Origin of the sequence: Prauserella cavernicola (genome assembly GCF_016595675.1) — a bacterium.
GTDB classification, from domain to species: Bacteria; Actinomycetota; Actinomycetes; order Mycobacteriales; family Pseudonocardiaceae; genus Prauserella_A; species Prauserella_A cavernicola.
Genome location: NZ_JAENJH010000001.1, coordinates 691,570 through 709,482, shown reverse-complemented (window position 1 = coordinate 709,482; position 17,913 = coordinate 691,570). Strand labels below are relative to the sequence as shown.

At 71.6% G+C, this 17,913-nt stretch carries 20 protein-coding genes; 6 read left to right on the top strand and 14 right to left on the bottom strand.

Annotated elements, in window-relative coordinates; translation table 11 throughout:
• Position 1 precedes the first annotated feature (1 nt).
• Positions 2 to 649, bottom strand: a complete 648-nt coding sequence (locus JHE00_RS03415; RefSeq protein ID WP_200314623.1) for a 3-oxoacid CoA-transferase subunit B — start codon at positions 647 to 649, stop codon at positions 2 to 4.
• 8 nt (positions 650 to 657) lie between these two features.
• Positions 658 to 1,368, bottom strand: coding sequence for a CoA transferase subunit A (locus tag JHE00_RS03410; RefSeq protein ID WP_200314621.1), 711 nt, complete (start codon positions 1,366 to 1,368; stop codon positions 658 to 660).
• 155 nt (positions 1,369 to 1,523) lie between these two features.
• Here JHE00_RS03410 and JHE00_RS03405 point away from each other — a divergent pair, with 155 nt between their 5' ends.
• Positions 1,524 to 2,300 (top strand): IclR family transcriptional regulator, encoded by a 777-nt coding sequence (locus tag JHE00_RS03405; RefSeq protein ID WP_307831798.1) that lies wholly within the window; start codon positions 1,524 to 1,526, stop codon positions 2,298 to 2,300.
• A 7-nt stretch (positions 2,301 to 2,307) separates the two neighbouring features.
• Here JHE00_RS03405 and JHE00_RS03400 read toward each other — a convergent pair whose 3' ends face one another.
• Positions 2,308 to 2,973 (bottom strand): GNAT family N-acetyltransferase, encoded by a 666-nt coding sequence (locus JHE00_RS03400; RefSeq protein WP_200314619.1) that lies wholly within the window; start codon positions 2,971 to 2,973, stop codon positions 2,308 to 2,310.
• A 166-nt stretch (positions 2,974 to 3,139) separates the two neighbouring features.
• On the opposite strand from JHE00_RS03400, the gene JHE00_RS03395 reads away from it, so the two are divergent.
• Both JHE00_RS03395 and JHE00_RS03390 read left to right on the top strand, forming a co-directional pair.
• Positions 3,140 to 4,285 carry a serine hydrolase domain-containing protein gene (locus JHE00_RS03395; protein ID WP_200314617.1) on the top strand — a complete coding sequence of 382 codons (1,146 nt, stop codon included), beginning with the start codon at positions 3,140 to 3,142 and terminating at the stop codon, positions 4,283 to 4,285.
• A gap of 29 nt (positions 4,286 to 4,314) precedes the next feature.
• Positions 4,315 to 4,869 (top strand): GNAT family N-acetyltransferase, encoded by a 555-nt coding sequence (locus JHE00_RS03390; RefSeq protein WP_200314615.1) that lies wholly within the window; start codon positions 4,315 to 4,317, stop codon positions 4,867 to 4,869.
• Here JHE00_RS03390 and JHE00_RS03385 read toward each other — a convergent pair.
• Together JHE00_RS03385 and JHE00_RS03380 are read right to left on the bottom strand one after the other, a co-directional pair.
• Complete coding sequence (locus JHE00_RS03385) at positions 4,856 to 5,587, bottom strand: class I SAM-dependent methyltransferase (RefSeq protein ID WP_307831797.1); 732 nt, start codon at positions 5,585 to 5,587, stop codon at positions 4,856 to 4,858. The two genes, JHE00_RS03390 and JHE00_RS03385, sit on opposite strands and share 14 nt — an antisense overlap.
• 64 nt (positions 5,588 to 5,651) lie before the next feature.
• The gene (locus JHE00_RS03380) at positions 5,652 to 6,602 is read right to left on the bottom strand and encodes a helix-turn-helix transcriptional regulator (RefSeq protein ID WP_200314614.1); all 951 of its coding nucleotides are present in this window, start codon (positions 6,600 to 6,602) and stop codon (positions 5,652 to 5,654) included.
• A 95-nt stretch (positions 6,603 to 6,697) separates the two neighbouring features.
• Here JHE00_RS03380 and JHE00_RS03375 point away from each other — a divergent pair, with 95 nt between their 5' ends.
• Positions 6,698 to 7,111 (top strand): VOC family protein, encoded by a 414-nt coding sequence (locus tag JHE00_RS03375; RefSeq protein ID WP_200314613.1) that lies wholly within the window; start codon positions 6,698 to 6,700, stop codon positions 7,109 to 7,111.
• A gap of 1 nt (position 7,112) precedes the next feature.
• Positions 7,113 to 7,700, top strand: coding sequence for a YdeI/OmpD-associated family protein (locus tag JHE00_RS03370; protein ID WP_200314612.1), 588 nt, complete (start codon positions 7,113 to 7,115; stop codon positions 7,698 to 7,700).
• Between the two features lie 175 nt (positions 7,701 to 7,875).
• On the opposite strand, the gene JHE00_RS03365 is transcribed toward JHE00_RS03370, so the two are convergent.
• From JHE00_RS03365 to JHE00_RS03340, 6 genes are all read right to left on the bottom strand, one after another.
• Positions 7,876 to 9,360 carry a sulfatase family protein gene (locus tag JHE00_RS03365; protein WP_307831796.1) on the bottom strand — a complete coding sequence of 495 codons (1,485 nt, stop codon included), beginning with the start codon at positions 9,358 to 9,360 and terminating at the stop codon, positions 7,876 to 7,878.
• On the bottom strand, positions 9,357 to 10,334 hold the full coding sequence (locus tag JHE00_RS03360; RefSeq protein ID WP_200314611.1) for an aliphatic sulfonate ABC transporter substrate-binding protein: 978 nt from the start codon (positions 10,332 to 10,334) through the stop codon (positions 9,357 to 9,359). Before JHE00_RS03360 ends, JHE00_RS03365 begins: the two co-directional genes overlap by 4 nt.
• A gap of 42 nt (positions 10,335 to 10,376) precedes the next feature.
• Positions 10,377 to 11,153, bottom strand: a complete 777-nt coding sequence (locus tag JHE00_RS03355) for an ABC transporter ATP-binding protein (protein WP_200314595.1) — start codon at positions 11,151 to 11,153, stop codon at positions 10,377 to 10,379.
• Positions 11,150 to 11,962, bottom strand: a complete 813-nt coding sequence (locus JHE00_RS03350; RefSeq protein WP_200314593.1) for an ABC transporter permease — start codon at positions 11,960 to 11,962, stop codon at positions 11,150 to 11,152. The genes JHE00_RS03355 and JHE00_RS03350 overlap by 4 nt, the downstream gene beginning before the upstream one ends.
• Positions 11,959 to 13,143 (bottom strand): ROK family transcriptional regulator, encoded by a 1,185-nt coding sequence (locus JHE00_RS03345; protein ID WP_200314591.1) that lies wholly within the window; start codon positions 13,141 to 13,143, stop codon positions 11,959 to 11,961. Before JHE00_RS03345 ends, JHE00_RS03350 begins: the two co-directional genes overlap by 4 nt.
• A gap of 206 nt (positions 13,144 to 13,349) precedes the next feature.
• A complete protein-coding gene (locus JHE00_RS03340; RefSeq protein WP_200314589.1) occupies positions 13,350 to 13,877 on the bottom strand; it encodes a glyoxalase superfamily protein in 528 nt (175 codons plus the stop codon).
• Positions 13,878 to 14,075: 198 nt separating this feature from the next.
• Here JHE00_RS03340 and JHE00_RS03335 point away from each other — a divergent pair, with 198 nt between their 5' ends.
• Positions 14,076 to 14,420, top strand: a complete 345-nt coding sequence (locus JHE00_RS03335; protein WP_200314587.1) for an MmcQ/YjbR family DNA-binding protein — start codon at positions 14,076 to 14,078, stop codon at positions 14,418 to 14,420.
• Positions 14,421 to 14,460: 40 nt separating this feature from the next.
• Here the strand turns inward: JHE00_RS03335 and JHE00_RS03330 are convergent, their stop codons facing one another.
• Genes JHE00_RS03330 through JHE00_RS03320 form a run of 3 tightly spaced genes read right to left on the bottom strand, consistent with a single transcriptional unit; the run spans position 14,461 to position 17,837 of the window.
• Complete coding sequence (locus tag JHE00_RS03330) at positions 14,461 to 16,485, bottom strand: hypothetical protein (protein WP_200314585.1); 2,025 nt, start codon at positions 16,483 to 16,485, stop codon at positions 14,461 to 14,463.
• Between the two features lie 50 nt (positions 16,486 to 16,535).
• Positions 16,536 to 16,997, bottom strand: a complete 462-nt coding sequence (locus tag JHE00_RS03325; protein ID WP_307831795.1) for a hypothetical protein — start codon at positions 16,995 to 16,997, stop codon at positions 16,536 to 16,538.
• A 12-nt stretch (positions 16,998 to 17,009) separates the two neighbouring features.
• Positions 17,010 to 17,837: an ESX secretion-associated protein EspG gene (locus JHE00_RS03320; RefSeq protein ID WP_200314583.1), complete on the bottom strand. Its 828-nt coding sequence runs from the start codon at positions 17,835 to 17,837 to the stop codon at positions 17,010 to 17,012.
• Between the last annotated feature and the right edge of the window lie 76 nt (positions 17,838 to 17,913).

Genomic DNA, 17,913 nt, shown 5'->3' with positions numbered 1-17,913 from the left:
GTCAGCCGAGCGCCGGTGCCGGAAGTTCCAGCGGCGCACCGGTTTTCGCGCGCACCTCGTCCTCGGTGACACCCGGGGCGATGCCGGCCAGGCGCAGGCCGTCCGGCGTCACGTCGATCACGGCGAGGTCGGTGATGATCCGGTTGACCACGCCGGCGCCGGTGAGCGGCAGCGTCGCCTCCTCGACGATCTTCGGGCTGCCGTCCTTGGCGACGTGGTCGGTGAGCACCACGATCCGGCGCGCGCCGACCACGAGGTCCATCGCCCCGCCCATGCCCTTCACGAGCGCGCCGGGGATGGTCCAGTTCGCCAGGTCTCCCGTGGCGGTCACCTGCAGCGCTCCGAGGATCGCCAGGTCGATGTGCCCGCCCCGGATCATGCCGAAGGACACCGCCGAGTCGAAGTAGCTGGCACCGGGGTTGACGGTGACGGTCTGCTTGCCCGCGTTGATCACGTCGGCGTCCTCGTCGCCCTCGACGGGAAACGGGCCGAGGCCGAGGATGCCGTTCTCGCTCTGCAGCGTCACCTCGACGCCCTCGGGGATGTGGTTGGCCACGAGTGTCGGGATGCCGATCCCGAGGTTGACGTAGTCGCCGTCGCTGAGTTCTGCGGCGGCCAGCGCCGCCATCTCGTCACGGTTCCAGGGCATGATCTCTCCTAGGCTCCGGCGGTCTCGCGGGGACGGACCGTGCGCTTCTCGATGTCCTTGACCCGGTCGCGCGCGGCGACCAGCCGGTCGACGTAGATGCCCGGCGTGGTCACCAGGCCGGGGTCGGTGTGGTCGTCCGCGAGGTGCTCGGCCTCGACGACGGTCACCCGGCCGCAGGTGGCGACCAGTGGGTTGAAGTTGCGCGCCGTGGCCCGGTAGGTCAGGTTTCCCGCGGGGTCCGCGGTGTGGGCGTGCACGAGCGCGATGTCGGCGACGATGCCCCGCTCCTGGACGTGGGTGTAGCCGTCGAACTCGGCCAGCGGCTTGCCCTCGGCGATCGGCGTGCCGACCCCGGCGCGGGTGTAGAACGCCGCGATGCCCGCCCCGCCCGCGCGCAGTCGCTCCGCGAGCGTGCCCTGGGGCGAGAACTCCACCTCGAGCACCTTGTCCAGGTACTGCTGGGCGAAGAGCTTGTTCTCGCCGACGTAGGACGCGATCACCTTGGCCACCTGGCGGTTCTCGAGCAACAACCCGAGTCCCTTGCCGTCGACGCCCATGTTGTTGGACACGATCGTCAGGCCGGTGACGCCGCTGTCGCGCACCACCTCGATCAGATCGTTCGGGATGCCGCACAGCCCGAAGCCGCCGACGGCGATGGTCATCCCGTCGGTCAGCGCGTCCGCCAGGGCGGCGTCCGCGTCGGTGCGGAGCTTGGACACGTCGTCCACCTCTCGTCGTTCGTTGGTCGAGCGGCCCGAGTCAACGTGCGAGCGCCCCTCGCGCGCAAGGAACCAGGCGTTCCACCGGGAAAACCGGTCGGCGGGTGATCGTGGTCCTCGACCAGCGTTCACTGAGTGGACGTAGGGTGACGGGCGTGGACGCGACTCCGGCCGGGCACCTGGTGGGCAGGGTGAGCGCTGTGCTGCGCGCGTTGTCGACCGTGAACGAGCGCGGCGCGGGCACCGCGGAGCTCGCCAGGGCGGCCGGCCTGCCGAGGCCCACCGTGCACCGGCTGCTCGGGTCCCTGGCCGACGAGGGATTCGTCGACCGTGATCGGCGCAGCGGCCGCTGGTTCCTCGGCCCCGAGCTGTACCTGCTCGGCGAGGCGGCCAGCGTGCGATACGACGTCACGCACCACGCGAGGGACAGCGTGCACCGGCTCGCGACGGCGACGGGGGAGAGCGCGTTCTTCTCGGCGCGCCGCGGCGACGAGACGGTGTGCCTGGTGCGCGAGGACGGCGACTTCCCGATCCGCTCCTTCGTCCTGTACGAGGGCGCCCGCTTTCCCCTCGGGGTCGTGTCGGCGGGGCTGGTGGTCCTGTCGTTCCTGGCCGACGCCGAGATCGACGCCTATCTCGAGCGCGCCGGGCTGACGAGCAGGTTCGGCGCGTCGCACGCACCGGAGGCGGTGCGCGAGCGGATCGCACGGACCCGCACCGACGGCTACGCCGTGAACCCGGGACTGATCGTCGAGGGCAGCTGGGGCATGGCGGCGGCCGTGTTCGACCGGGCGGGCCAGCCCGCCTGGGCGCTGACGCTCACGGGTGTGGAGTCCCGGTTCCGGCCCGAGCGCAGGCCGGAACTCGGTGCACTGCTGCTGCGGGAGGCCCATGCGCTGGGCCGGGTGCTCGGGTCGGCCGCGCGGCTCTGACGACGCGTCAGCGCTGGCGGGGCTGGGGGAACCGGTGCCTGCCGTGGCGAGGCCGCGAGTGCCTGCCCCGCCTGGTGACCTCGGCTCCGGCGAGCACCGCGTCGCGGTGGTGTGCGGCGAACTCCGGCGCCGTGACGGCCATCAGCACCAGGTAGCGGATCCCGCCACGCTGCAGTTCGGTGTCGCGCAGCCGGCCTTCCTCGCGAAAGCCCAGCGCGCCGTGCAGCGACAGCGACGCGAGGTTGCCGCCGTAGATGCCGACCTCGCACTTGCCGAAGCGGCGCTGGAAGAACATGCCCGACAGCAGCGCGGTGATCGCGTCGCTGGCGTAGCCGCACCGGCGGTGCTGGGCCCCGATGCCGATGCCGTAGCTGAACCGGTCGGAGCGCGGGTCGTCCTGGGTGATGCACAGCGACCCGACGACCATCCCGCTGCGCAGCGTCTCGATCGCGAAATGACTGTCGCCCGGACCTGCCGCGCCCGCACGGTGTGCCGCCCAGTGCCGGTATCCGCCGACCTGCGGTTTCCGATCACGGGCCGCGTCGCGGTCGAAGCCGATGAGCGTGCGGTGGTCCGTGGCGTCGATCTGGCGCAACCGGATCTTGCGACCTGCCCAGCCCGGGGCATGGTCACGACGGACCGCCGCGGCTGCGTGCGGCGGGTGCGTCATCATCGGCGCAGACGATACCGCTTGCGCCACAACGGACTCACAGGGGTGTGGCCCCTTCGCCGGGCCGCCGCATCGTGCCGGGTCAGCCGATGAGTTCCGCGCTGGCAGCGGGTCTATCCTTCGATCGCCCGGAGCGCGGCGGCGAAAGATCAGGAGAGAAGGGCACGCGATGACCGGCCTGGCGGAACTGCTCGAGACCAACGTCCGCGACGGCGCGTACCCGGGGGCGGTGGGGCTGCTCGCGCGCGGCGACCGGATCGAGTCGGCGGTCGCGGGCTCGGCCGTGCTGGGCGCGACGCCGATGGCGGAGGACTCGATCTTCCGCCTCGCCTCGCTCACCAAGCCCATCACGGCCGCGGCGGTGCTGCTGCTGGTCGACGACGGCGTGCTCGCGCTCGGCGATCCGGTGGCCCGCTGGCTGCCGGAGCTGGCGAGGCCCAGCGTGGTGCGCACACCGGCGAGCCCCGTGGACGACGTGGTGCCCGCCGACCGTCCGATCACGGTGTTCGACGTGCTCAGCTCCCAGGCCGGGTACGGCTTCGCCTCGGACTTCACGTTGCCCGCGGTGCGGCTGCTGCAGACCGTGCAGCGTGACGGCAGGCAGATCAGGAGCTTTCCCGAGCCCGACGTGTGGCTGGCCGAGCTGGCCAGGGTGCCGCTGCTGCACCAGCCCGGCCGCGGGTGGCTCTACGACACGTGCTCGACGCTGCAGGGGGTGCTGGTCAGCAGGGCGGCGGGAGTGTCGCTACCGGAGTTCCTCGCCGAGCGCGTGTTCGCTCCACTGGCCATGACCGACACCGGGTTCTGGGTGCCGCCGTCGCGGCGCGAGCGGTTCACGGCGTACTACCGCGCGTCCGCACCCGGCGTGTTCGAGCTCGCCGACGCGCCCGACGGACAGTGGAGCGAGCCGCCGGTGTTCCCGCTCGGCAACGGCGGCCTCGTCGGCACCGCGGGGGACCTGCTCGCGTTCGGCCGGATGCTGCTGGCCGGCGGAGTCGGTCCCGGCGGCCGCCCGCTGCTCACGCCCGAGTCGCTGCGCCTGCTGACGACGGACCACACGACTCCGTCCCAGCGCGAGTTCGGCAGCCTGTTCCTCGACGGACAGGGCTGGGGTTTCGGCGGCTCCGTCGACATCACGGCGTCGGCGCCGTGGTCCGTGCCGGGGCGCTACGGCTGGACCGGCGGCACCGGTACCACCGCCTACGTCGTGCCCTCCACCGGCACCGTCTCGATCCTGCTGACCCAGGTCGCCGCCGACAGCCCGGTCCCGTTCGGCTGGCTGGAGGACTTCTGGGGCTTCGCGGCGGCGTGGTGACGGTCTGCCGGGCCTGGCAGGATCGGCGCATGAGCACCCCCGCGCTGGCCCTGCCGCCCGTCGCGCCCGAGTTCGACGGCGTCCGGCTGCGCGAGTTCGAGGACCGGGACCTGCCGATGGTGCTGGACCTGGCCACCGACCCGTACGTGCCACTGATCGGCACCCTGCCCGCCGCGGCCGACCGCGAGCAGGCGCTGGCCTACCTGGGCCGGCAGCACGACAAGCTCGTCTCGGGCGCCGGGTACTCGTTCTGCGCCGCCGACACCGGTACCGACGAGGCGCTGGGCCAGGCCGGGCTGTGGCTGTCCATGCTCCCGCTGGGCCGCGCCACGGCGGGCTACTGCGTCGCGCCGCGCAGCCGGGGCCGAGGGGTCGCGGGCCGAGCACTCACCGCGCTCACGCGCTTCGCGTGGACCGTGCCCGGGCTGTGGCGGGTCGAGCTCTACATCGAGCCGTGGAACGCCGCCTCCGCCCGCACGGCCGACGCGGCGGGCTACCAGCGCGAGGGGCTGCTGCGCAGTCACCAGGAGATCGGCGGCCGCCGCGTCGACATGCTGCTCTACGCCGCGATCAGGCCGGACTGAGGTCGCGGCGCGCCCGCAGCACGACGTCGTGGGCGTGCGCCGTGCCCTCCGGTGCCGGATCGACCCTCGGCCTGGTCTCGTCGGCCTCGACGGTCCAGTCGTCCCCGAGCAACGCCGCGAGGTCGCGCGGCTGGTAGTAGTCGCCGGGGTCGAAGCCGGCGTGCCCGCCGGGCGGCAGGTCCGCGAGGTCGTGGCTCACGACGAGCAGCGTCCCGCCGGGTGCGACGGTGTCCAGCAGCGCCCTGAGCGCGGACTCGCCCGCCGCGCGGGCGAACGGGAAGTAGTGCGCGGACACCAGGTCGAACGACCCGGCGGGCATGGTGCCCGCGGCGAGGTCCACGTGCGTCCACGACACCCGGTCGGCGAGCTCGCCCGCGTTCGCGGCCGCTCGTTCGAGCGCCACGCGGGAGACGTCGACGGCCGTGACGCGCCAGCCCTGGCCCGCCAGCCAGAGGGCGTCGGCGCCCTCGCCGGAGCCGACGTCGAGAGCCTGTCCCGGGGCCAGGCCGGAGACCTCGGCGACGAGCACGCCGTTCGGTCTGCCGCTGAAGAGCTGCTCACTGGAGCGATAGCGCTCGTCCCACTGCTGCGCGTTGTTCATGGCGTCCTGTTCTGTTCGGAGGGCCGGGGCCGGGCTCACGCCGTGGCGGTGCTCGCCCTGCGTGCGTTCGCAGAGCACCGCCTCGGTGGCATGGGTGAAGGGATCCGGGCTGGTCACGATTCCACGGTGCCCACGACGGTCCCGGGCTGGCAAGTTTTGTTGCCGAAACCGCAAATCCCGGTCAGGTCCGCGCCGGGTAGCGAGCGGCCAGTTCGGCTCCGATGCGGCCCAGTTCCGCGCGTACGGCCTCGGGGTCGACCACCTCCACCAGCGCGCCCCAGCCCGCGAGGTGCCGCGCGAGGTCCAGCGGAGTCGGCGCGCCGAGTCGCACGACGACCTGTCCCCGCACCGGTTCCCCGTCGACGTGACAGTGCTTGCCGAACTGATCGCGCAGCACCGGGACGAAGCGCTCGGCGACGCGGATCGTCGCCCACGTCCGCGAGCGCCGTCGCTCGACCTCACTCACCACCTGGCTCCAGGCCTCGGCGAGCGCGACGTCGTCGGGCCGCTCGGCGGGTTGGCCGGTGCTCTCGGCGTGCTCGATGCGGTCGACGCGAAACGTCCGTTGCCCGCGCTCGGTGCCCGCGATCAGGTAGAAGACGTCGTCCTTGTCGACCACGCCCCACGGGTCGACGAGCCGTTCGGTGCGCTCCCGCGCCCCGCTGAAGTAGGCCAGCCGGACCTTGTGCCCGCGGACCACGGCCTGCTGCAGCAGGCCCAGGACCTCGGGCCGGTCGCGGTTGCGCTCACCACACCCGGAGGGGTCGACCACCGTCGCGGCCGCGGCGGCCTCGGCGTCGGCCCGCAACGTCGCGGGCAGTGCGCGCACCAGCTTGCGCAGCGCCGCCCTGGCCTCGCCCGAGCCGGATGCCAGTGGGCCCGCGAGCAGGAACAGCGCGTGCGCCTCCGGAGCCGACAGGCCGGTGAGATCGGTGCGGGCGCCACCGACCAGTGACCACCCGCCTCCCCGGCCCGTCTGCGGGTACACGGGGATGCCAGCCGTGGACAACGCCTCCAGGTCGCGCCGGGCGGTGGCGACGGACACCTCGAGCTCGGAGGCCAGTTCGGCCGCGGTCACCCGGCCCCGTGCCTGCAACAGCAGCAGGGCCGCGACGAGTCGGTCTGCACGCATGTTTTCAGTGTCCCCGGCAAAGTGCTCGAAGGGTGAGCACTTTCGCGGCGCACCATCGGCGGTGTCACCTCACCCACGAGGGAAGGACCAGACCGATGTTGCGAGGACTCACCACCGTCAGCCTCTTCGCCGACGACCTCACGGCCGCCCGCCGGTGGTACACCGAACTGCTGGGCGTCGAGCCCTACTTCGAGCGCAGCGCGAATGGACAGACCGCCTACCTCGAGTACCGCATCGGCGACTACAGCCACGAGCTCGGCCTGATCGACCGCCGCTTCGCTCCGGGCACGCCCGACGGAGGGGGAGCCGGAATCGCCTACTGGGCCGTCGACGACGTGTCCGCCGCCTACGCGCGGCTGCTGTCGCTGGGTGCCTCGCCCCACCGGGAACCGTTCGAGCACGGTCCGGGGTTCGTCACCGCGTCGGTGACCGACCCGTTCGGCAACGTCCTCGGCGTGATGTTCAACCAGCATTACCTCGACGTGCTCGCCGACTCCTCGGGTGGCTGACATGGCGACCGACGTCGTGACGCTGCGAGCGAGCGGGCCCGCCGAGTGGCGCGCGTGGCTGGAGCGCCACTCGGGGTCCGAGCGCGAAGTGTGGCTCGTGATCGAGAACCGGGCCAGCGCGACACCCAGCGTGCGCTACCACGAGGCCATCGAGCACGCGTTGTGCTTCGGCTGGATCGACAGCCAGGCCCGTAAGCGCGACGCGACGAGCACCCTGCTGCGCTTCACCCCGCGCAACCCGAGGGGCACGTGGAGCCGGGTGAACCGCGAGCGGGCGGCGCGCATGATCGAGCAGGGCCTCATGACCGAGCGCGGTCTGGCGGCGATCGAACTGGCGAAGCGGCGGGGCACCTGGCAGCTCGTCGCCGACGACGAGGACCTGGCCGTACCCGACGACCTGCGGCGGGCCCTGGACGCCGATCCCGAGGCGGCGCGGCACTTCGCGCAGTTCCCGCCGTCGTCGCGGCGGCTGATCCTGGAGTGGGTCGCGGGGGCCAAGAAGCCGCGGACGCGGGCGCGCCGCATCGAGCGCACGGCCACGCTCGCCGCGCGGGGCGTCCGGGCCCACCCGGGTGCTCGCGCTCGCTAGCGAAAACCGTTGGCCCGCCGTGGGCGTTGCGAGCAACCACGGCCACCAGCGGCGCCCGCGGGGACAGAGCCCACGACGGAGCCCGGACCGTGGGACGTGTGGCCGTGGTCGCGCTCGCCGCCAGCGCCGGGACCCCGGCGCTGCTCGTGTGGCACTTCCAGCTCGGTGAGGCCGCCTAGCCCGCGGGCGGCTTCTGGAGTTCGAACGCGCTGAGGCTGGGGTCGTGGTCGGACGTGCCGACCTCGTACATCGGCGTCATCCAGTGGTAGAAATTGTCGCCCCGCTCGCGCAGCAGGTGGTAAAGCCTGCGCAGCAGGCGCTCCCGCACCGGGCGCAGCTCGGGGTGGGCGTAGCGGTTGGTCAGCTCGTGCGGGTCGGTGTCGAGGTCGTAGAGCTCGTTGACCGACTCCGGGTTCACCACGAGCTTGTAGCGGTCGTCGCGGATCATCCGCTGTGGATAGGGAAAGTGGTGCCCGTGGAACTCGGCGACCAGTTCGCTGCGCCACTCCGGGTGCTCGCCACGCACCAGCGGTAGCAGGCTGCGGCTGTCCACCGCGGGCTCCGGATCGCAGCCCGCCAGTTCGAGGATGGTCGCGGTGCAGTCGGTGAGCGTCACGAACTCGTCGCGCACCGCGGGCTCCTGTCCTGGCACGCGCACGATGCCGGGGATCCGGTAGATGTCCTCGTACATCGCGGGACCCTTGTCGTGCAGGCGATGCGCGCCGGTGAACTCGCCGTGGTCGGCCGTGAACAGCACCGACGTGTCGTCGCTGAGCCCGAGCTCGTCGAGGCGGGTCAGGATGCGCCCGACCTGCTCGTCGACGAGCGTCACGTAGCCCCAGTACACGGCGATGAGCTTGCGCGTCACCTCCAGCGGCATCGTGTCGAACGTCCAGTGCGCGCTGTAGTTGCGCTGCACCGGCGGCTTTCCCTCGAACGTCTCCGCGATCGAGGGCGGCAGCTCCACCAGCTCCGGGTCGTAGAGGTCGTAGTAGTGGTCCGGCAGCAGATACGGCAGGTGCGGGCCGAAGAAGTGGGTGGCGAGGAAGAACGGCGCGCCCTCGTCGCGATACCGCTTCGCGTAGCGGTCGAGGTGCTCGATCGTGCGCGTCGCGAGGTAGTACTCGAAGGTGGCCTCCACCGGCTGGTCGAGCCGGGCGGCCAGCAGGTTGCCCTCGTTGCCGTTGGGTGTGGTGCCGCGGACCGGTTCGGTGATCCGGTACGGCGGCAGCCCGTTGTCCTCCAGGTAGGCCAGGTAGTCGGGGTGGTCGACGGGGTTGTGCCAGCCCGGCAGCTCCGGACCCTCGAAGCCGTAGGACGCCGCCGTGCGGCGCACCCCGCCGTGCCACTTGCCGATCAGGCCCAGCACGTAGTCCCGCTCGGCCAGCGCGGCCGGGAAGGTGAACGCGTCGTCGCGCAGGTCCTCCAGATAGCCGACGTTGCGCTCGTAGTTGGCGAGCAGCCGGTGCCGGAACGGGGCCTGCCCGGTGAGCAGGCTCGCGCGCGCGGGCGTGCAGATGGCCGTGGGCGTGTAGCACCGGTCGAATCGGGTGCCGGTGGCCGCGAGCCGGTCCAGGTTGGGGGTCGCGACGTGCGGGTTGCCGTAACAGCCCAGGGTGTCCACCCGGTGCTGGTCGGTCATGAGGAAGAGCAGGTTCACTCGCGAAACGCTCCCGTGTAGAGGTCGCCGGTGTAGTAGTCGGCCGGGTCGGCCTGCTGCTGCAACTGCCCGGTGCCGACGAAGAAGTCGCTCAGCCCGGTGAGCCAGCCGTCGACGGTGCCGTCCTCGGTCTTGGCCACCAGGTCCTGCGTGGTCATGGTCTCCACGTTCGCGGCGTCGGCCTCGACGGTGGCACGATCCACATTGAGCAGTCCGGCGGAGAGGTCGATGGCCTGCTCCGGGTTCTCGGCGCGCCAGTCGTTGGCCTTCTGCAGCACCGAGATCACCTTGCCCGTGAGCTCGTCGTCGACCTCCCTGCCCGAGACGAAGGCCGTGGGGAACGAGCTGCCCTCGAAGTCCCGGGTGCTCGCGAGCTCGCGCAGGTCCGGCACCTTCGGCTTGATGGACGTGCCGATCAGCGGGTACCAGATTCCGGCGGCGTCGATCTGGCCCGACACGAACGCCGAGACGATCGTGGACGGGTCCATCGGCACCTTCTCGACGTCGTCCACGGTCAGGCCGGCCTCCTGCAGCGCCAGGTTCAGCACCATGTCGCCCGAGGTGCCCTCCGGTACGCCGACCCGTTTGCCCTTCAGGTCGGCCACCGAGTCGATGCCGGGCTGGGCGATCACGCGGTCGGCGTAGGTGAGCGTGTTGATGGCGACGATCTTCGACTGACCCGAGGCGGGCAGCCAGAACGCGCCGGGTCCGATGTAGCCGAAGTCGAGATCACCCGAGTTGAGTGCCTGGATCTGCAACGGGCCGTTGGTGAAGACCTGGGGCTCCGCGGACAGGCCCGCCTCGTCCCACAGCCCCTGTTCCTCGGCGATGGCGAGCAGGCTGGCGCCGTTGTAGTCGCCGATGTAGCCGAAGCGGACCTCCGAGTCGTCACCCGACTCGGAGCACGCGGTGAGGGACAGGCCGAGTGCGATGACGGACAGCACCGATAAGACGGCGCGACGAGTTCCACGCATGGCGGGATTCCTTACGTGTGTGCGGGGACGGGGGAGTGCCGGTCAGGTGGGCAGTGGTGCGGCCTGGTGGTAGACGGAGTGCCAGACCTCGTTGCGGATGCGGCCGAACTCGGGGGAGAGGCGGATCTCCTCGGTGCGCGGGTAGGGCAGATCCACGTCGATGACGGTGTGGATCCGGCCCGGCCGCGCGGCCATCACGACCACGCGGCGCGCCAAGTACACCGCCTCGTCGACATCGTGGGTGATGAACAGGACCGTGCGCCGGTCCTGGCTCCAGGTGCGCAGCAGCTGGTCCTGCAACTGCACGCGGGTCAGTGCGTCGAGCGCGCCGAACGGTTCGTCCATCAGCAGCACCGCGGGGTCCACGGCGTAGGCGCGGGCGATGGCGCAGCGCTGTTTCATGCCGCCCGACAGGGTTTTCGGCAGCGCGTCGGCGAACTCGGTGAGCCCGACGAGCTCGATCGCGTGCTCCGCCCGCCGGGTTCGCTCCCCGGGCGGCAGGTCGGCGAGGCGCAGTCCGAACTCGACGTTCTTGCGCACGGTCAGCCACGGGAACAGCGCGTACTGCTGGAAGATCACGCCGCGATCGGGGCCGGGGCCGCGCACGTGCTCGCCGTCGACGAGCACCTCGCCCGCCGTCGGCTCGACGAGCCCGGCCGCCATGCTCAGCAGCGTGCTCTTGCCGCAGCCGGACGGGCCGACGACGGTGACGAACTCCTCGTCGGCGATGTCGAGCGACGCGCCGTTGAGTGCGGTGAACGAGCCGCCCTTGACCGGGAAGGACTTCACCACGTCCCGGAACGAGATCTTCGGTGTCATCGGGTCTCCTGCCAGCTGGTGAGACGGCGGCCCGCGAACAGCAGGAGCCGGTCCATCGCGAGTCCCAGCACGCCGATCGAGATGAGTCCCACGAAGATCGTGGGCAGGTCGTAGTAGAGCTGGGCCTGCTGCATCCGGAAGCCGAGGCCCTCCTGCGCGGCGATGAGCTCAGCGGCGACGAGCGTGCCCCACGCGGAGCCGAGCCCGATGCGCATGCCCACGAGGATGAACGGCAGCGAGGCGGGCACCACGACCTTCGCGAAGATCGTGCGGTCGGAGGCGCCGAGCACCCTGGCCGCGTTGATGAGTGTGCGGTCGACGTCCACCACGCCCTGGAACGCGGCCACGACGCTGGAGAGGAACGCGGCCAGGAAGATCACGAAGACCTTCGGGACCTCGCCGATGCCGAGCAGCACGATGGCCAGCGGGATGATCGCCAGCGGTGGGATGGTGCGGAAGAACTGCACGTACGGTTCGAGCAGCCCGCGCGCCGTGGTGTACCAGCCCATGAGGAATCCGACCGGGACGGCCAGCGCGGTGCCGAGCACGAAGCCGAGGAGCACGCGCCGCAGGCTCGCCAGCACGTCGGTCGCGAGTGTGCCGTCGGCGATCAGCTCGCCCGCGCGTTCGGCGACGGTCAGCGGGCCCGGCAGCCCCTGCACACCGACCACGGACAGCAGCGACCACGCCGCGAGTCCGATGAGGACGGCCGCGATGTTGAGCGCGAGCGTGCGGACCGGGCGGCGCCCGGTGCGGCGGGCCGCGCCCGGTTGGGCCGCGGTCTGTTCGGGAACGGAGACGACGCTCATGAGTCCTCCCCCTGGTCCGGGTCGGCGGGGTAGTGGGACAGCAGTGGTGACTCGTGCAGCACCAGCGCGATGCCGCCCAGCGCGCCGCCGACGTCGCCGAGGGTGGCCCTGCGCAGGCTGACCTTGTGCCGTGACATCGGCAGGATGTGCTCGTCGAGCGCAGACTCGACCGGTCCGAACAACGCGTCGCCCGCCTCGGTCAGCTCGCCGCCGAGCACGATCACGCTGGGCCCGACGGCGTTGCACAGTGCGGCGAGCACCGCGCCGACCTTGCCGCCCGCGGCGTTCACCGCGCGCCGTGCGGCGGGATCGTCCTCGGAGAGCGCGCCGAGCAGGCCGGAGAGTTTCCTGGCCCGGCCGCCCTCGGCGCGGTAGTTCTGGAGAACCGCGCGGATCGACGCGACGGTTTCGAGGCAGCCAGCGCCGCCGCAGCCGCAGCGAGATCCGTTCTGCTCCACGGTGATGTGCCCGAACTCGCCGGAGAGCCCGTGGGCGCCGCGGTGCAGTGCTCCGCCGACGACGAGCCCGCCGCCGACACCGTGGGAGAGGCGGAGGTAGAGCACGTCCTGGCCACCGGCCGCGGCACCCCAGATCGACTCGGCCAGTGCCGCGAGCCGGGTGTTGTTGTCGAGCAGCACGGGCACGCCGAACCGCTTGCGCAGCAACCGGGGCAGGTCGGTGAGCCGCTGGGCGCCGTCCTCTCCGGGGTCGCCGACCGGGCCGACCACGCCGACGCCGACGGCGCTCAGCGCGCCGAGCCGCAGCGAGCCCTCGACCAGCGAGCCGACCAGCCGTTCGGCGAGCTCGGCCCGGTCGTCCCACGGCAGGTCGGCTTCGTGCGCCTCGCTGGCGGAGCCGACGACCTCGTGGGCGACGTTGACGATCGCGACGTGCACCGCTCGCCGCGCGAAGTCGATGCCGATGGCCTGCCCCGCGTCGGGGTTCAGGGTCAGCGTCTCGGCGGGCCTGCCTCGCCCGCGCGGGGCCGACTCCTGGCGGACGGTGGTGACGGCGCCGTTCGCGGTGAGCGCCGTGAGGATCTCGTGCAGCGTGGTGCGGGAGAGCCCGGAGTGCGTACCCAGCGCGCTGCGGCTCAACGGGCCGTGCCTGCGCAACAGGCCGAGCACGAGTTCCTCGTGACCGCGCCGCAGCTGCGTGAGGGGACCGGAGCGTCGCTGCATGGGAGCCAGCATGCCGACCGGCTCCGATTTATGTCAACACTCCGAAAAAATAAACGCCCGAAATTAAGCCGACCCCAGCCCGGAAAAAAACTCCACAAAGGACAACCCCGCGCGAGTCCCCCGCTCCTGCTCGCGAGTCCCCCGCTCGGGACCGCGAGTTCTGCGTTCGGGCCCGTGAGATGCGCGTTCCGGGTCCGAACGCGAGCTCAGTCGCTCGTCTCGCAGAACCGGAGCACGTTGCCGAACGGGTCGATGACCTCGAGGGTCGGACCGCCGGGAGCGTCGTGGTCGACTCCGGGGCGCAGCCGGGGATGCCGGCGCGCGGTGAGCTCGCGGTGCAGCGCGCGGACGTCGCCGACCGGAACCCAGACCACGGATCCGGGCGTTCCGTCGCCGTGGTGCTCGGAGAGGTCGAGCACCGTCTCGTCGCGCGACACCCTGGTGTAGAGAGGCAGCCCTGGTTCGAACCGGTGCTCCCACTCCACCCTGAAGCCGAGGTGGTCGACGTAGAACTCGCGCGCGAGCCGCTCGTCCTGAACGCGCAGCACCGGCACGGCGCCCCGCAGCCCGCGCGAGTCCGCGAGCGCGGCCGAGGCCGTGTTCCAGTCCCGGTGCCCGAGCTGGTGCGCCACGAGTTCGAGCGCGGCGCTGTGGGAGATGGCGACGCCGTCGCGAGCGAGGTCCGAGCGCAGCACGCGCGCGGCCAGCTTGGCGTCGGTGATGGTGACGTTCATGCGATACACCCGTGGGTCCCGGTGCCGTGTCGTCCAGCTGCCCGCGTTGCCGGCAGGGCACCGTGTCGGACGACGGGTGGCACCTGTCCCGATGCGTTCACCATGCCGGATTCCGGCGCGGGCGGCGGGTCGCATCGAACCCGGCGCGAGTCTACGCGACCGCCGGAACTGTCGGTGGGGTGCGCGAGAATGGCACTCATGGGTGTGCCCAGTGGTGACTTCTTGCGAATGGTGGACGGCCTCGCCGAGGTGGAGCGGGCGAAGGCGAGGGACTACACGTCGTTCAGCGTTCGCGGCAAACGGTTCGGCTACTACTGGCCGCGCACGAAGACCGTGGGGCTCAAGCAGACGCTGTCGGAGCAGATCGCGCTGGTCTCCGAGCGGCCGGACGTGTTCGAGGTCCAGTTCACCGCGGGTGGCTTCGGCTGGGTGGTCGTCTACCTGAACGGGGTCGACGCCGACGAGCTGGGGGAACTGATGTACGAGGCCTGGCGGCTGTCGGCGCCCGGCGAGCTGGCCGCCGAGCACCCGTTGCCACGATGACGAACCGGCGCCGCCCCGGGAAGGGCGGCGCCGGATCGGCTCACTGCCAGCTGTTGTCCTTGTTGGCCTTCCAGTCGCCGATGACGGGCGGGGCAATGGCGTTCTCGCCCGCGAAGATGTTCTCCTCGGACTCGAGGTAAGCAGCCACGCGGTGCTCCTTGTCCTCTTCCTTCTGGCGACCGGCGCCACCGCCGCCCATGCCGCCCATGCCCATGCCACCGGCCATGCCGCGCGCTCCCGCGCCCGCCGCACCGGCGCCCGCGCCCGCGGGGCCGGCACCGGCGGCACCGCCGCCGGCCAGGCCCTTGGCCGCGCCCGACACCTGACCAGGAGTCTGCGGACCGCCTGCTCCGGCGCCGCCGCCCGCGGCACCGCCGCCGCCGAGGCCCGCGCCCAGTCCACCGACTCCGGCCGCGCCGACGCCTCCGCCGCCACCGAACTTCGGCAGCGCACCCGAGCCCTTGCCGCCACCGCCGTCGAGGCCGCCGAGCCTGTTGGAGATGCCGTCGCCGTTGACCCCGCCGTTCCAGCCGATCGTCGACGGCTTGTTGTACCCGGGAGTCTTGCCCGGGTCGAACTTGCCGGGGTCGAACTTGCTCGGGTCCGGCGGCTTGTAGCCGGTCGGGGTGGTGCTGCCGGGGAAGTTCGGCATGTTGCCCGGGTTGTTGCCGATGTTTCCCGGGTTGCCGGGGTTGAACCCGCCGGGGTTGTAGCCGCCCGGCCCGTCCGGAACCTTGAGCGGGGGCGGAGTCGGCATCGTCGGCGTGCTCGACTGGTGGGTCTGGTCGGTGAAGTTGCCGCCGCCGGGCAGCCCTCCGCCGGGGATACCGCCGGGAGGCATTCCTCCGGGTGGCATTCCTCCGGGTGGCATCCCGCCCGGGGGGATGCTTCCGGGCGGCAGGCCCTGGCCGTCGGCTCCCGGCATCTCCGGCATGTTCAGCGGGTTGCCCTGGGCGTCGACGCCTGGCGGCAGTCCCTGGCCGCCAGGGCCGCCACCACCGAACTCGCCACCTTCGCCGAACTGGTTGAACTGGCCATCCTCGCCGAGCCCGCCGGGGCCGCCCATGCCGTCGGGGCCACCGAGCTGGTCGGTCGCGCCGTCAGCGCCGGGCCTGCTCGCGACATTGAACGGGGTCGGCTGCTGCACGTCGCCCTGGCCTCCGGCGCCGCCGCCCATGGGCGTGCCCTGCAACTGGGGCGTGGCGGTGGCCGACGCCAGCTTCGGCGGCGGCGAGAACAGGGGCATGTCGACCGCGGTGCCCACCGTGTCGTCGAACTGGGTCATGATCCGCGCGGCCTGCTCGCGGGCGGCCTTCTGCTCCTGCATGGTCCGCATCGCGACCGTGGCGGCCATCGCGTACTGCACCGGGTTGGTCATCTGCATCAGGGACGCGTTGGCCTCCTGCACCGAGAACTCGACCGGCGGGTTCGCGGCCATCTGCTTCTGCGACTCGTTGAGCGTCTGCGAGTGGATCTGCTGCTGGCGTCCGGTGAGCACGGCGCCCTGCGCCGTCGAGCCGAGCCACTTGGCCACCCCGGCCAGGTGTTCCCTGGCGGCGTTGCCGCCCTCACCGGTCCAGTTGCCCATGCTGTCGTCGATCGCCTCGGCGACGGCGCGCTGGTGCAGGGTGAGGTCGTTGCCGAGCTGCACCCACTCCTCGGAGGTCTCGGCGATCGCGGACGAGTCGGCGTCGCTGCTGAGCACCTCGACCATCTGCTCGTGGGTCGCGTTGTCCCACACCGTCGAGGGCCGCTCGCCCGCCTGCCGCAGCTCGAGACCCTCGTCGAGTCCCTGCTGGTTGTCGGCGATGGCATCGGCGTAGCGGCTCTGGATCTCCTTGTCCTTCTCCTTGTCGGAGAGGGCATTCGCCAGCGGGTCGTCCTCGACCTCCTGGACGATCTCGGCGCGGATGTCGTCACCCGAGCGCGCGTCGTCCTCGTCGATCGCGCCGACGTAGAACGGCGACGACGAGTCGATGGTGACGTCGTAGTGCGGGCTGTTCGGGTCGTAGTCCTCGCTGGCGGGGTCGGACACCGCGGCGGCGGACTCGGCTGACTTGGACACGGAAGTGGTACCTCATTCCGATCTCGCCCGGCGGGCGGAGAGGCTGGTGATCAGGAGTCGGTCAGACCGGGCTTGAAACCGTCGAGCGTGGACTGCGTGCCCGACTCGGTGTCCGAGTAGCGACGCTTGGCCTCGCGGATGGCGTCGATGTACTGGGGCAGCTCGGTGCGGGCGTTCTGGAGCTGGGTGAGCAGTCCGCGGTCGTCGGAGGCGGTCTGCACCGTGTGCTGGGAGACCCACTGCGCCGTCGAGGTGGTGCTGAGCGGAGGAGCCTTGCCCAGCTTCTCCAGCTCCGACCACCGCGCCTCGAGCGCGTCGAGCATGTCCTCGAGAGCGCTGATCATGCGGTCGCCGGTGTTCTCGTCGATCGCGAAGCCGCCGCGTTGGGCGAGCTGCTTGAGCTCCATGCCGCTGAGCGAGCGACTGACCGCCTTGGCCTGGGCGGACACCGCCGAGGCCGAAGTGAACGTCGTCCTCTGTTGCAGCAGCTGCTGGGTGTCGTCTTCGCTCATGCTTGCTCCGGGTCAGTAGGCGCGGGAGACCGCGTCTCGAATGGCGCGAACCACATCGTTGTAGCCTGCGGGTTCGTAACGGGCGACGAACTCGCCGTCCCCGTCGGTGGTGTGGATCAGGTATCTGCCTTGCTCGGCGTCCAGCCAGCTCAGCGACTGGGGGGTGCCCCGATCGCCCCGGCCGGTGACGGAGATCTGCCCGCCGCCGTGCCGCTCGCCCTCCAGCACGCGGCGCAGCTTGCGCTCGTCGCTCTCGGTTCCACGGCGGTTGCGCTCGGGCGGAGGCTCGGCCATGCCGACGATGCTGATGTTGCCGAACGCGTCGGTCTCCTCCTCGTCGTGCTCGCGCTCCGCCGCCCGGCGTGCCGCCAGCGCCGAGCGGTGCTCGGTGACGCTGCTGCGGACGGTGGCCGGGCCACCGGGCGCGGGCTGCGCCGGCGGCAGGACGCCCGCCAGGACGTCCACGAGCTCGTCGTCGGAGAACACGGAGAAGAACAACTCGTCATCGCGCTGGGTGATTCCCAGCGCTCTCGAGCCGTCGGTGACCGCCAGCACGGCGATGTCGGCCCCGAGCCCGTCGATGCCGGTGATCGCCACCGACACGCGGTGGTCGCCGAGCAACCCGAACGTGGTGTGCAGATGGCTGTGAAGCGTGTTGCCGACGACGAGCCTGCGCTTGGCGAGCTCCCCGGTGACGATCTTCGCGAGCTTCACGAGCCGTACGGGGTCGGTGGTGGTGTTGCGGATCCGCAGCGGGAAACGGCGCACGTCAACGCCCAGCGCCTGCCCCACGACGCTCGCCTCCACACTGCCCAGCACGAATTCGAACCGTTCCGACACGTCGCTGGAGGCCGCCTTTCCGATGATGTCGCCTCGAACCTCTCTGTGGCGGACTTTAGCAAACGATCAACTACCC

Excerpts from the sequence above, each read along its gene's own strand:
- JHE00_RS03380 (WP_200314614.1), bottom strand. The coding sequence starts at position 6,602 with ATGCGTGCAGACCGACTCGTCGCGGCCCTGCTGCTGTTGCAGGCACGG.
- JHE00_RS03340 (WP_200314589.1), bottom strand. The coding sequence starts at position 13,877 with ATGAACGTCACCATCACCGACGCCAAGCTGGCCGCGCGCGTGCTGCGC.
- JHE00_RS03390 (WP_200314615.1), top strand. The coding sequence starts at position 4,315 with ATGAGCACCCCCGCGCTGGCCCTGCCGCCCGTCGCGCCCGAGTTCGAC.
- JHE00_RS03345 (WP_200314591.1), bottom strand. The coding sequence starts at position 13,143 with ATGCAGCGACGCTCCGGTCCCCTCACGCAGCTGCGGCGCGGTCACGAG.
- JHE00_RS03395 (WP_200314617.1), top strand. The coding sequence starts at position 3,140 with ATGACCGGCCTGGCGGAACTGCTCGAGACCAACGTCCGCGACGGCGCG.
- JHE00_RS03370 (WP_200314612.1), top strand. The coding sequence starts at position 7,113 with ATGGCGACCGACGTCGTGACGCTGCGAGCGAGCGGGCCCGCCGAGTGG.
- JHE00_RS03355 (WP_200314595.1), bottom strand. The coding sequence starts at position 11,153 with ATGACACCGAAGATCTCGTTCCGGGACGTGGTGAAGTCCTTCCCGGTC.
- JHE00_RS03400 (WP_200314619.1), bottom strand. The coding sequence starts at position 2,973 with ATGATGACGCACCCGCCGCACGCAGCCGCGGCGGTCCGTCGTGACCAT.
- JHE00_RS03360 (WP_200314611.1), bottom strand. The coding sequence starts at position 10,334 with ATGCGTGGAACTCGTCGCGCCGTCTTATCGGTGCTGTCCGTCATCGCA.
- JHE00_RS03325 (WP_307831795.1), bottom strand. The coding sequence starts at position 16,997 with ATGAGCGAAGACGACACCCAGCAGCTGCTGCAACAGAGGACGACGTTC.
- JHE00_RS03415 (WP_200314623.1), bottom strand. The coding sequence starts at position 649 with ATGCCCTGGAACCGTGACGAGATGGCGGCGCTGGCCGCCGCAGAACTC.
- JHE00_RS03375 (WP_200314613.1), top strand. The coding sequence starts at position 6,698 with ATGTTGCGAGGACTCACCACCGTCAGCCTCTTCGCCGACGACCTCACG.
- JHE00_RS03350 (WP_200314593.1), bottom strand. The coding sequence starts at position 11,962 with ATGAGCGTCGTCTCCGTTCCCGAACAGACCGCGGCCCAACCGGGCGCG.
- JHE00_RS03335 (WP_200314587.1), top strand. The coding sequence starts at position 14,076 with ATGGGTGTGCCCAGTGGTGACTTCTTGCGAATGGTGGACGGCCTCGCC.